At 62.3% G+C, this 12,419-nt stretch carries 12 protein-coding genes; 7 read left to right on the forward strand and 5 right to left on the reverse strand.

Features of this window, described 5'->3' with window-relative positions:
- Nucleotides 1–5 precede the first annotated feature (5 nt).
- A complete protein-coding gene (locus V1471_RS19020) occupies nucleotides 6–1,139 on the forward strand; it encodes a Gfo/Idh/MocA family protein (RefSeq protein WP_434291304.1) in 1,134 nt (377 codons plus the stop codon).
- A gap of 88 nt (nucleotides 1,140–1,227) precedes the next feature.
- A complete protein-coding gene (locus V1471_RS19025) occupies nucleotides 1,228–1,413 on the forward strand; it encodes a DUF3329 domain-containing protein (RefSeq protein ID WP_434291046.1) in 186 nt (61 codons plus the stop codon).
- Between the two features lie 207 nt (nucleotides 1,414–1,620).
- Here the strand turns inward: V1471_RS19025 and V1471_RS19030 are convergent, their stop codons facing one another.
- The 5 genes from V1471_RS19030 to V1471_RS19050 form a co-directional block, all read right to left on the reverse strand.
- Nucleotides 1,621–2,571, reverse strand: a complete 951-nt coding sequence (locus V1471_RS19030) for a SphA family protein (protein WP_434291048.1) — start codon at nucleotides 2,569–2,571, stop codon at nucleotides 1,621–1,623.
- A 57-nt stretch (nucleotides 2,572–2,628) separates the two neighbouring features.
- Nucleotides 2,629–3,657: an NADP-dependent oxidoreductase gene (locus V1471_RS19035; protein WP_434291050.1), complete on the reverse strand. Its 1,029-nt coding sequence runs from the start codon at nucleotides 3,655–3,657 to the stop codon at nucleotides 2,629–2,631.
- Complete coding sequence (locus tag V1471_RS19040) at nucleotides 3,654–4,799, reverse strand: MFS transporter (protein WP_434291051.1); 1,146 nt, start codon at nucleotides 4,797–4,799, stop codon at nucleotides 3,654–3,656. Before V1471_RS19040 ends, V1471_RS19035 begins: the two co-directional genes overlap by 4 nt.
- Nucleotides 4,800–4,861: 62 nt before the next feature.
- Complete coding sequence (locus V1471_RS19045) at nucleotides 4,862–6,421, reverse strand: bifunctional 3-(3-hydroxy-phenyl)propionate/3-hydroxycinnamic acid hydroxylase (RefSeq protein ID WP_434291052.1); 1,560 nt, start codon at nucleotides 6,419–6,421, stop codon at nucleotides 4,862–4,864.
- 94 nt (nucleotides 6,422–6,515) lie between these two features.
- Nucleotides 6,516–7,397 (reverse strand): VOC family protein, encoded by an 882-nt coding sequence (locus V1471_RS19050; RefSeq protein ID WP_434291054.1) that lies wholly within the window; start codon nucleotides 7,395–7,397, stop codon nucleotides 6,516–6,518.
- A gap of 358 nt (nucleotides 7,398–7,755) precedes the next feature.
- Between V1471_RS19050 and V1471_RS19055 the strand changes: the two genes are divergently transcribed.
- From V1471_RS19055 to V1471_RS19075, 5 genes are all read left to right on the forward strand, one after another.
- Entirely contained in the window at nucleotides 7,756–8,457 is a 702-nt protein-coding gene (locus V1471_RS19055; RefSeq protein WP_434291055.1) for a GntR family transcriptional regulator, read from the forward strand.
- A 73-nt stretch (nucleotides 8,458–8,530) separates the two neighbouring features.
- Nucleotides 8,531–9,463, forward strand: coding sequence for a 3-keto-5-aminohexanoate cleavage protein (locus V1471_RS19060; RefSeq protein ID WP_434291057.1), 933 nt, complete (start codon nucleotides 8,531–8,533; stop codon nucleotides 9,461–9,463).
- 1 nt (nucleotide 9,464) lies between these two features.
- Complete coding sequence (locus V1471_RS19065; RefSeq protein WP_434291058.1) at nucleotides 9,465–10,097, forward strand: glutathione S-transferase family protein; 633 nt, start codon at nucleotides 9,465–9,467, stop codon at nucleotides 10,095–10,097.
- Between the two features lie 105 nt (nucleotides 10,098–10,202).
- Nucleotides 10,203–10,694, forward strand: a complete 492-nt coding sequence (locus V1471_RS19070; RefSeq protein WP_434291059.1) for a PaaI family thioesterase — start codon at nucleotides 10,203–10,205, stop codon at nucleotides 10,692–10,694.
- A gap of 215 nt (nucleotides 10,695–10,909) precedes the next feature.
- Nucleotides 10,910–12,418 (forward strand): bifunctional 3-(3-hydroxy-phenyl)propionate/3-hydroxycinnamic acid hydroxylase, encoded by a 1,509-nt coding sequence (locus V1471_RS19075; protein WP_434291060.1) that lies wholly within the window; start codon nucleotides 10,910–10,912, stop codon nucleotides 12,416–12,418.
- The last annotated feature ends 1 nt before the right edge of the window (nucleotide 12,419 follow it).

Here is a 12,419-nt window from a genome sequence, read left to right on the forward strand (position 1 = left end):
TCGGGATGGTTGGCGGCGGGCAAGGGGCCTATATCGGCAATATTCATCGCCTTGCCGCACGGCTGGACGGGGCGTGGCATCTTGTGGCTGGCGCGTTTGATGTCGACCCCGACAAGGGGCGCGCCTTTGCCTTGAGTCAGGGCATCGACCCGGCTCGCAGTTACGGCAGCTATGAGGAGATGATCGCGGGCGAAAAGGACCGTTCGGATCGGGTCGATGCCGTTGCCATTTGTACGCCGAACTTTACCCATTACCCGATTGCCAAAGCTTTGATCGAGGCAGGTTTCGACGTGATTTGCGAGAAACCTCTGACGGCGACGCTCGAAGACGCAATCGCGCTTGAGGCACTGGCGCGCGAAAGCGGGCGCTTTGTCGGCGTCACCTATACCTATTCGGGCTATCCGATGGTGCATGAAGCGCGGGTGCGGATCGCGGCGGGCGAGATTGGTAAAATTCGCACAGTGCAGGTGGAATATCCGCTGGAATGGATGGCTGCCCCCATCGAACAGCAGGGCAACGCGCAAGCCGCGTGGCGCACCGATCCGAAAAAAAACGGGCGGGGAGGCTCCATCGGCGATATCGGCACCCATGCCTACCATCTCGCGGGCTTTGTGACGGGGCTGAAACTCGCCTCCCTGACGGCCGATCTGGCCACCTTTGTCGAAGGTCGCGCTCTGGACGACAACGCTCATGTGATGATGCGCTACGAAGGCGGCGCGCGTGGCTTGCTCTGGTCCTCACAGGTCGCGCTCGGCAATTCCAACGGCGTGAGGTTGCGGGTGTTCGGCGAGACCGGGTCGTTCCAGTGGTATCAGGAACAGCCGAACGAATTGGTTTACGCGCCTCTCGACGGACGTGTTCAGACCATCAAACGCGGCTCTGACGAGGTCAGCGAGGATGCCCGTCTGCGCTCGCGCACGCCGCCGGGTCATCCGGAGGGCTATCTCGAAGCCTTTGCGAACCTGTATGCGGGCTTTGCCGAAGCGATCCGTGCCCGTCGGGACGGGCGCGCGCCCGGCGCATTGGGGCAGAACCTGCCTCTGACCTATGACGGGCTGAAAGGCGTTGCCTTTGTCGAGGCGGTCGTCGACAGTGCCGAGGCCAAGGAACCGGTCTGGCTGACCCCCGTTGCAGTCTGACGAAAGACTATGAAAACACGCTCTGGCGTCATCATCGCGCCGGGGCGTTGAACCCCAGACATCCCGACAGACATCCATGAGGCCACAGATGTTCGAGTTTGACCACCCGCTTTACCGACCACTCTGGGTGCGGGCGCTGTTGGTGCTGGTCATCCTCGGCTGGGGCGGGTTTGAATTGCTCACCGGCAGTCCGGGCTGGGCGATGATGTTCCTGTCGCTCGGTGTTTTTTTAATTTGGGCGCTGCTCATACGCTTTCAAAAAAAGGATGACTAATTCGTGGGGTCCGGATGCGATACCCGACATAAAATGAGCTATGGGATTTTGGCCTTAAGGTCTGATCGCTTTTACTGGGTCAGTGCATAGAAATTTAATTGGACCGCTGATTTCCATACGGTCGGCACAGCACATATGCTGAGAGGCGACGGGGCCTGAATATTGAACGGTGGGGAAACCGGCGCGGTGTGCGCCGGTTTCGTTGGTTTATTTCCCCGCGCCGATCGGCATGGTGAAATTGAGCCAGAGCTTGGTGCCGCCGACGGTGTTGCGCAGGTAGACGTCATGGGTCAGGTTGAGGTTCGCTTCGACCGGGCCGAAACGTTTCGTAAAGCCGATGCCAAGCGCCGCCTGTTCCGATTTGTCCTGTACCGTGCCGCCGTAATAGCTGCCGTTGTTCTCGTCCGCCGTGAGCTGTTTGCGCCAGTAGCCGACCGGGCCGACGCTGAACCCGCCGACATCCTTGAGCGCGGAGAGATTCACCAAAAGCTCGTCGCCGGAGGTGTAATCCGTCGTGCTGTTTTCCGTGTTGGTGAAATAGGCGGCATGGATCGAGGCGTTCCAGCCGTCGCGCAGATAGCTGTAGCCGACCGAGGGCGAGAGCGTCCAGAAATCGCCGCCGGTGCTGATTGCCGCGTTCGGGTCGAAATCGCCTGTGGGGGCAAAGATGCTCAGCCCCGCGCTCATGAAGATGCCGGGCTCAAGCTGCCAGGACAGGCTGACGGGGGCGATCTCGATATTGCCGAGCGCGGTTTTCGAGCTGTTGCCCTGAAGCGGGGCAGGGAAGGGGGCGCTGCGGCTCTGGTCGTTATAGATCAGCGGCAGGGTGACATAGGCCTTGTAATCGCCGCCCCAAAGCTGTGTGCCGGGGACCCAGATGAATTGCAGGGCGGTGTCGATCAGCGTGTTGGTCTGGCCGCCGAAATCGCCATTGTCGTCTTTGAGTTCGCCGTCCCAATAGCCGGTGCGGCTGCTGAAATAGAGGCCCGGCGGCGGGTTGGCCCCGATCGCGACGCCCATGGTGTTGCCGGGCGGCACGGAGGACGGAACCCCCGCTTCGCGGGCCTCTGCTGTGGTGCTGAACAGGGCCGTCACGGCCATGACCCCGGCTGCCAGCCAGCCGGTTCTCTTCAAAATCCCCATCGTCTTAATCCCCATTGTTACTCCTCCAAGTTGGGTTTTCTTATGTGATGATTTGTGCGCCAGTCGGGTGCCTCAGCCATGCGCCTCCGGGGCGACCCGGACGATCAGCTTGCCGAAATTCTCGCCGCGAAAGAGACCCAGAAAGGCTTCCGGCGCCTGTTCCAGCCCCTCGACGATATCTTCGCGATATCGCAGCGCGCCCGAGGCGATCCATTGGGACACGTCGCGGTGAAAGTCGGCGGTCATGTCTTGCAACCCGGTGAACAGAAAGCCTTGCAACGTCAGTTGCTTGATCAGGATCAGCGCGTGCAGCTCCTGCATCCGGTCGAGGCCTTGTTCGGGCGGTTGATTGCGGTCGACAGAGATTGTGCCGCAGATCGGCACCCGCGCGCCACGGTTCAAAAGCGGCAGGCAGGCGGCAAATATCTCGCCCCCGGTGTTATCGAAATAGATGTCGATACCCTCGGGGCAGGCCGCCGCGAGGTCTTCGGCGAATGTCGCGGAATGACGGTCCACGGCGGCGGCAAATCCAAGCTCTTCGGTGAGGTAGCGGCATTTCTCCGCCCCGCCCGCAATGCCCACCGCACGACAGCCCTTGATCCGTGCCACCTGACCGACCATCGAGCCGACGCCGCCGGTCGCCGCAGAGACGACAACGGTTTCGCCGGGCTGCGGCCTGCCGTGGCGCAACAGCCCGCCATAGCCGGTATGACCGGGCAGCCCCAGCACACCGAGATGAGCGCTCAGCGGCACCCCAAGATCGGGAAGGGCGCGCAGGTCGGTGGCCTTGGCGATATGATGGCTTTGCCAGCCATGGCCGCTTTCGACGATGTCGCCGGTTTGAAATTCAGGCGCGTTCGAGGTGCGCACGCGCGACACGGTCTTGCCCGGCATGGGCGCCCCAAGCGCGGTGCTGGCGGCATAATTCGCGCCCTCATACATCCGTGCCCGCATGTAGGGGTCGAGGGAGAGATAGAGCGTTTCCAAAAGCACCTCGCTGGGACCGGGATCGCCAAGGGCGACCTCAGCCAGACGGAAATTCTCCGGCCCGGGACCCGAAGGACCCGGACGGGAGGCCAGTTGGATCTGGCGGCTGATCATGCCTGTGCCTCTTTGCCGGGTTTCGCGCCTTTGCAGGAGAGGCTGAAGGCGGTGATGCTGATCAGGGCGATCAGGGCTGCGGCGATGCCGAGGGCCGGGAAACCGCTGATTTGCACCAGAATGCCGCCCAGCAGTGGCCCGGTGGCGGAGCCGGTCATGATCATCGCGGGGGTTGCGGCATTGGCGCGGCCGGTCGGGTCGATCCGGGCGAGATGGCCGAAGACAAATGTGTGGCTGAACAGCATGATAAAGGGCATGGCGATCAGGCAGGCGACATAGATGTCATAGCCACCCATGCGGGTCAGCGTGAGCGAGACGAGCGCCTGCAGGGAGACGCCGGTGATCGCGACGGCCATCGGCGGCAGGCGTTTTTCCAGCAGCGTGGCGAGGATCGAGGGGGCGATGGCGACGAGGCCGGAGATCGCGAGGGCGGCCTGAATTTGCGCCACGTCAAAGCCACGCCCGGCACCGATGCGTTCTGCGAAGGAGAAGATCATCGCATGGATGAGGGCCATGCACATCACCCCGAGGATCACGAACCAGACACGCCGGTCGAAGGCGGATTTGTCGGCGATGACGTCTTCGTTTTCAGACGCGGCAGGGAACAGAAGCCCCGTGACCAGCGCCCCAAAGGCCATGATGCCGCCGAACAGGAAGAACAGTGTGGTCGGTGCGGTTTTGGCGATCAGGCCGGGCGCGCCGCCCAAGAAAAACACGGCAAAGACACCAAGCGCGAGGCTGCCCATGGCGAAAATCCGGTGCGGGTTGGCGGTGTGGGCCATGGTGCCATGCACGAATGAGATCGCGAGACCAACCGAGAACCCCGCGATGGCATGGGCGATGGCGAAGGGGACAAAGCCTTCGAGCCGGGTCAGAGAGAGAAAGGCGAGCGCGGCGACCGTAAAGCCGAGCGTGGGCATCCAGCGTCCGGGCATCCTGTGAAAGACCGGCGAAAGCAACACGCTTGAGAGCACGACGCCCGCGAGAAAAATGGTGGCAAGACCGCCGCCCATGGCGGGCGAAAATCCGAAGCCGCCGATCAATGTGCCGACCCAGACGGGCAGGGCCGCGATGTCGATCATGCCTGCCATATGGCCAGCAACAAGGGCGAGGCGAGCGCCCCGTGAATTGAGATGTGACATGTTTCCTCCCCGAAACAAGTTGTTTTATTGTGCTTTAAAATCTGCCGGGCAAATCTGTCGGGTCACGCGACAGCGCGGGTGACCTCGATCAGACATCCGTCCAGAGCTGCGACCAGCGACGGGATGTCGCCGGCGGTTTTGGCCGATCCGAACGCGTAGAAATCGGGCCGGACCAGAACCGCCTGAACGCCCATCTCCTCCATCTGGGCGCTCAGGCGGCCGGTCGTCTCCATCAGCCCCTCGGGGCCGAGCGGGACAATCCGAATGCCGCTTTGGGCGGCAAGCTTGCGGGTCTCGGCGGGCAGGTGAGCCTCCGGGATCGCTTTGGTGAACAGGATAAAATCCTGCCCGGTGAGATCGTCGAAGCGGCGCGGGCCTTCCGGCGTCTCGAACGTGTCATGGGCGCAAAGCATGCCCGCATAGGGATCGCGCGCCGCGCGGTGCAGCAGACCGTTTTGAAGCGGCGGGAATTCCGGCGCGGGGGGCACATTGCCTGCGAAAAACGCGTCATCGCGTTTGCGGGCCTCGTCTTCGTCGGGAATGCAGACCACGCGGCCCAGATCCATGGCGAGCTGAATAACCTTGGTCACATGCGGACGGCGCGCCGCCTCGTAGGTGTCGAGCAGGCTCTCGGGCGCGGTGCCCGACAGCACCCGGTCGAGTTTCCACGACAGCATCCAGGCATCGCGCAGACCGGCGCACATACCCTGACCCAGGAAGGGCGGGGTGAGATGCGCCGCATCGCCCGCGATCAGCAGCCGCCCCTTGCGCCAGCCTTCGGCGACGAGCGAACGGAAACGGTAATTGGCGCGTCGGATCAAATCGCCGTCCTCGGGCGTCATCCAATGGGACAGAAGCGCCCAGACGTTTTCTTCGCGCGCAAGCTCCTCGGGGTCCTCGCCCGGTTTCACCATGAATTCCCAGCGGCGGTTTTCGACCCCGCTCGGCACGATGGTGGTGGGCCGCGCCGGGTTGCACCATTGCGCGGCATCCGGCACCGGCAGGGTGGAGACGTCATGCGGGCGCACATCGACCACCAGCCAGCGGGCATCGAAACCGAGGTCTTCCATCTCGGAGTGCATGGTCTGGCGCACGAGGCTGTTGGCGCCGTCACAACCGATGACATAGCGCGCGGTGATCTCGCGGGGTTTTGTCGGATCGGCTTTCATCGCGACACTGTCGAAGGGCGCAAGGCGCACCCGCACGCCGTCGCCTGTGTCTTCGACCGCAAGTGCTTCATGCGAGAGGAAGAGGGTCAGGTTCTCGAACCCTTCGAGATTCTCTTCGAGAATGCGTTCGAGATCGGGTTGGTTGAACAGATAGCCTTTCGGTCCCCCGGACACGGTGTCTCGGGATTCGTCGATGTCGATCAGGACCTTCCAGTCGGCGTTGTACCAGATGTAATGGTTCATCGGGCGGGAGATTTTCGCGACCTCATCGGCGATGCCCATGGCGTGGAACATGCGGTTGATCTCGTGATCGAACCCCACGGCACGCGGCAGGGGGTAGGCGGCGGGCCAGCGCTCGACGATGGCGATCTTGTGACCCTGTTCCAAAAGCCGGCGGGCCAGAACCTTGCCGGTCGGGCCATAGCCCACGATGATGACGTCGAATTCTTGCATGGTATCCTCCCTGAGCGGGTGGGCCGGGATCCTCCTCCCCGGCCGCAGCCCGTTGATATGATGTGGCGTCCGTTCGGAAACTCAGTCCTGAAACTCAGTCCTGAAACTTGATGCCGGGGACCAGAAAATCGGGGGTCGGCGGCGTGCCCCAGAGGTTCACCCAGCGGAAACCTTCGTTGATGTCCCAAACGCCCGGCTCGTGGGTCGTGTCATTGTCGATGTGGCGCATCTCGATGGAGTTCTCGACCAGACAGCCATGCGGATCGGCATAATAGGTAAAGACGTTCTCGCCCGCCCCGTGCCGCCCCGGCCCCCAGACCAGCGCGCGGTCCTTGCCCGCGAGATTGTCGGCGATGCGTTGCAGGTCCTGCATGGAATAGAGATCGAAGGCGTAATGGTGCAGCGCGGTTTCGCCGGTGCCCATGGCGATGGTGTGGTGGAACCCGTCCTGCGCACGATACCAGCGGAAGCCGTCGTCAGAGGTCTTGTCCGACAGTTTCATGCCCAGAGTCTGGGCGCAGAAATCGCCAAAGGCCAGCGTGTCGGGCGCGAAAGCGTTGATATGTTCGATGCGGCGGGGACGGGCGCCCACCGAATTGTAGAACCGGCTCTGATCGCGTTTGATCGGGCTGTGAACCTCGAAGATCGAGCCGCCCGGTGCCTTGAACCGTAGCGCGCGGTCATAGCCCTTGCCAATCGGCGTGTCGGCGAGAATTTCCAGCCCATCGGTCTTGGCCCGGCTGTAAAGCTCGTCAATGGCGGCCTCGCTCACCGCTTCGAGACCGATGCAGACCGCTTCGCCCTTGCCTTTGACATAGGTGACCTCGTGGTGGCGGTCGTTGCTCGACAGGTAGACCGCATCGCCATCGGTGTCGGTGATGCGCAGCCCGACCGTCTCGCACAGATCGGTCGCCGCCCCCATCGGATCGGGGGACGAGATCACCACGTGACCCATTTGGCGAATGAGATATGTCATTTTTCCTCCTCTCCCGCGGTTTTCGCGGGCCCATGACGTTTGTCTTCACGTCCGACATGACAGCCAGACAACAGATTTCGACCTCTCAGAGTCAAAGCGCGTGACGGGAGTGTTCGCCTGATGGACAGCGCCTCTTCTCACTGTCCGCGTCCTGTCCGTTTCCCGGTGGCGCATGGTGGCAAAAAGCCATGTCATAGCGCATAAACTCCACGGTCCATGCAGGGATGTGGAATTCCAAGAAGACGGGGTCCTCCTCCTCACTTGCCCTCATCATGGGATAAAAAAGCTATTTGTCTAGAAAAAAAATATTTTTGCTAATTTAGAATTTTTTGCATAAGATGAGGGCAGGAGAACAGTCATGACCACGAAAAGCCGTACCAAACAGACCTATGAAGACCTCAAGCAGGACCTGCTTGCCTCCAAGTATCTGCCGGGAAGCAAACTGAAAATCGACCAGCTTTGCGATGCGTTGGGTGTCAGTCCCGGTGCGGTGCGCGAGGCTTTGGCGCGGCTCACCTCCGACGGTCTCGTGGTGGCGGAACCGCAGCGCGGGTTTGTCGTGGCACCGGTCTCGGCGGAGGATCTGATCGACCTGACGGAGGTGCGAATCGAGATCGAGACGCGTTGCCTCAGACGCGCGATCAAGGTGGGGGATCTGGCCTGGGAGGGGTTGATTCTCTCCTCGCTGCACCAGCTCTCGCATTGTCCGGTCAAGATCGCGGACGGGGAGGCGCGGATCATGAACCCGGAGTGGTCGCGGCTGCACAGCGCGTTTCATGACAATCTGATCGCCGCCTGCGACAGCACATGGTGGCTGCGCCTGCGCGATCAGCTTTACACTCAGGCGGAACGCTATCGGCATCTTCTCGTGCCCTTTGCCAAGGTCGAGCGCGATGTGGACGCCGAGCACAAGGCGCTGGCGGAGGCAGCGATTGCCCGCGATGCGGACAGGGCCTGCGATCTTCTGGCCAAACATCTTCAGATGACGGCAGACGTGCTTTTGGCGTCTGAGGCGCCTTTTGCCGATATGCCGCTCGGCGCACCGCTGCCCGAGAGCTGATCCGGGGCGCGTTCGCGTCCGGCACATCCAACATATCCGCGCATTTCAGGCGCATTCTCTGGGAGGAGACCCAATGGCACGCAAAAGCGTCATCATTACCTGTGCGATCACGGGATCGCTGCACACCCCGTCCATGTCGCCCTATCTGCCGATCACGCCGGATGAGATCGTCGCGGAATCCGTGGCGGCGGCGGAGGCCGGAGCCTCGATCATTCACCTCCATGCCCGCGATCCGAAAGACGGCCGCCCAAGCGCCGATCCGGCGCTTTTCATGGAGTTCCTGCCCCGGATCAAGGAGCAGACCAATGCGGTTTTGAACCTCACCACCGGCGGTGCGCCGGGGATGAGCATCGACGAGCGTCTGGCCGCCCCGGAGCGTGCGAGCCCGGAGATGACCTCGCTCAACATGGGCGCGATCAACGGCGGGTTGTTCCCGGCCCTGGACCGGATGAAAGAGTTCAAATACGACTGGGAGCCGAAATTCCTCGGCGGTACGAAATCGGGCTCTTTCGACAATTCCTTTACCAATATTGAAGCGATCATGAAGCGCATGGGGCAGGAGCACGGTGCGCGGTTCGAGTTCGAATGTTACGATGTCGGGCATCTCTACAATCTCGCGCATATGATGGACCAAAAGCTCTATGAGGGGCCGTTGTTCCTGCAATTCATTCTTGGCGTTCTGGGCGGGATCGGGGCCGATCTCGACAATCTCGTCCTGATGCTGCGCACCGCAGAGCGTTTGTTCGGGCAGGATTTCGAATGGTCGGTTCTGGCCGCCGGACGGCACCAGATGCCGATGTGTACTCATAACGCGCTGATGGGCGGCAATGTGCGGGTGGGACTTGAGGACAGTCTGTCGATTGCTCCCGGCGAACTGGCGCGGTCGAACGCCGATCAGGTGCGCAAAATCCGTCGTATCCTCGAAGAGCTGCATTACGAGATCGCCACCCCCGACGAGGTGCGCCAGCGCCTTGCGCTCAAGGGGGCGGATCGGGTCGGGTTCTGACATGGGCAAGATGCGGTTTTACTACGCGCCGGGGGCCTGTTCCATCGGCATTCACATCCTGCTCGAAGAGATCGGGGCCGAATATGACGCCGTGCGGCTCGATCTCTGGCAGGGAGAACAGCGCGGAGCGGACTATCTTGCGGTCAATCCGAAGGGCAAGGTGCCCGCGCTGGTATTGCCGGACGGGGAGGTGCTCACCGAATTTCCCGCCATCGCCTATTGGATTGCGCAGAGCTATCCCGAGGCGGGGCTTTGGCCCGCAACGCTGATGGAGCAGGTGCGGGTTTTGGAGCTGGTCGACTATCTCGTGGCCACGGTGCATATGCGCGGTTTCACGCTGGCCGCCGTGCCGCAGAAATTCTGCCAGAACCCGGAGGGGCAGGCGGAGATCCGGGGCGCCGGACAGGCGGTTTTGCAGGCAGGCGTGGCAGAGATCGCCGCGCGGCTCGACGCCCGTGCCCAGGACGGGGAGTGGCTGATGGGACGCTTTTCCATCGCCGATGCGGTGGCCTTCTACATTCTCAACTGGGTGCAGCGTGACGGGGCTTTGCCCGAACCGCTCGCCCGTTATGACGCCCGGCTGCGGGCGCGTCCTGCGGTACAGCGCGCGCTGGCGCAGGAAGAAACCGCGTAACCGCATGTGTCCGAACCGTGGCGGTCCCCGGTGTGTCGGGGGGCGGTTCGGGCAGACCTCCCGCGCCTAGTCCCGGTGCGGGAGGACCTTTTGAGGAGAGATCACATGACACGCCTTTATGCGCCGGAGCAAAGCTTTGGCTGTATCCCGCTCGATCTGGCCGTGAGCCTGTCGGGCATGGAGATTTTCGGCAAAATGATCGCAGGCGAGATCGACCCGCCGCCGATCTATCAGAAAATGAACCTGCGTATGCTCGAATGCGAAGAGGGCCGGACCTATATTCAGGGCCGGGCGAGCCGGGGCGATTACAACCCGATTTCCACCGTGCATGGCGGCTGGATCGCCACCATTCTGGATGCGGCCATGGCGTCCTGTATCCATACGATGCTGCCCAAGGGCACCGGGTTCACCACCGCCGAATTCAAGGTCAATCTGGTGCGGCCCCTGACGGAGGATACGGGCGACGTGTTCTGCGAAGGCAAGGTGATCCATTTCGGCCGCTCCATCGCCACCAGCGAGGCGCGGCTTTTGTCCTCCGAAGGCAAGCTTCTGGCGCATGGGGTGGAGACCTGTTCGGTGTTTCCGATCCGGGGCTAGGGCTTTTGTTCGCCTGCCGGACGGATCGGCCGCATGCCTGTCCCGCCGTCCCGGCGACAGTTTAACTCGCAGGAGGTTTATCGGGCCGGTTTTCAAACCGGCGCATCAGGGGAGGAGAATATGGCCATCATGAGGCTTGGCTGTCTTGGAATGCGTGCAGACCGACGTCGGGAGAGCGACGGTGTTATGGCGCTGAATTCCGGGGGGATGTGAGGATGGAAAAGTTTGACGTTGTCATCGTAGGCTACGGGCCTGCGGGGGCCACATTGGCGCATCTGTTGGGCGCCTGTGGGGTGCGGACCCTCGTGCTGGAACGCGAGGCTGCCCATTATCACCTGCCGCGCGCGGTGCATTTCGACGCCGAAGTCATGCGCGCCTTGCAATGGATCGGCATCGCCGATGACATGGTGCCCAAAACCCAACGCCATCCGGGGATGCAATTCGTCGACCGGAACGGCAAGATGCTTCTGGATTGGCCGCGCCCGCAAGGCGAAGGTCCGCAGGGGTGGAACGCCAACTACCGTTTTCACCAGCCGGATCTCGAAGAGCTTCTGCGTGATCATCTGGCGGAGCGTAAAGAGGTCACCGTGCGCACCCGCTGCGAGGTGTTCCACATTGCGGATCAGGGCGACCGGGTCGAGCTGCGCTATGAGGATATGTCGAAAGGCAAGGTGCATCACGTCACCGCAAAATACGTCGTCGGCTGCGATGGTGCGCGCTCGCTGGTGCGGCGTTACATCGAAAGCGATATGGCGGATTACGGGTTTCACGAACGTTGGCTCGTGGTCGATGTGATCCTCAACAAAGACAAGCCGGAATTGGGCGAGCATTCGATCCAGTATTGCGTGCCGGAACGTCCCGCGACCTATGTGCGCACGCCGGGGATGCGGCGTCGCTGGGAGATCACCGTGCTGCCCGATGAGGCGAGCCACGAGATCGCCAAACCCGAACGCGTCTGGGAGCTTTTGTCCGATTGGCTGAAGCCTGAAGAGGCCACGATGGAGCGGACGGCGGTTTACACCTTCCACTCGCTGGTGGCGAAAGACTGGCGCGAAGGGCGTCTTTTGCTGGCGGGCGATGCGTGCCACCAGACCCCGCCTTTCATGGGGCAGGGCATGTGCGCGGGTACCCGCGATGTGGTGAACCTCTATTGGAAACTCGCGCTGATCTGCAAAGGTCTTGTGACGGGCGAGGCGGCGGAGGCGCTGCTTGATACCTATGAGAGCGAGCGTAAACCCAATGCTGCGGAGTACATCAAAACCGCCGTGCGGCTTGGCGGGCTGATCAACACGGTTGGCACGGAACAAGCCCTGCGCGCGGCTTTGCCATCGTCGGACGGGTCCGCGCGGATGGAAAGCATCGCGCCGCCGATCGGGCCGGGGCTTGGCGATGGCAGCGACAAGGCCGGGCGTCTTTTCGGCCAGCCGCGCATGTCGGATGGTGCCCGCATGGATAATGTCTTCCCGCATGCGTTCGTTGTTGTGGCCGAGGCCGAACTGGCCGAAGGGCTGACCCTGCCGGAAGGTGTGGGGCTGGTGACCACCGACACTTCCAATGCCGCCGAACACCTCGCCCGTCTTGGCGCGCGAGCCACCGTTCTGCGCCCTGACCGCCACACGCTGGGCGGGGCCGACACCCAAGCGGAGCTTGAGGCGCTGATCGCCCGCATCCTCCCCAATCCGCTTCAACCTTCTTCTGAAACGCAACAACCGGAACTGGTTTAAC

The sequence above is a fragment of the Celeribacter sp. SCSIO 80788 genome, from assembly GCF_051054295.1.
In the GTDB taxonomy this organism is placed as follows: Bacteria; Pseudomonadota; Alphaproteobacteria; order Rhodobacterales; family Rhodobacteraceae; genus Celeribacter.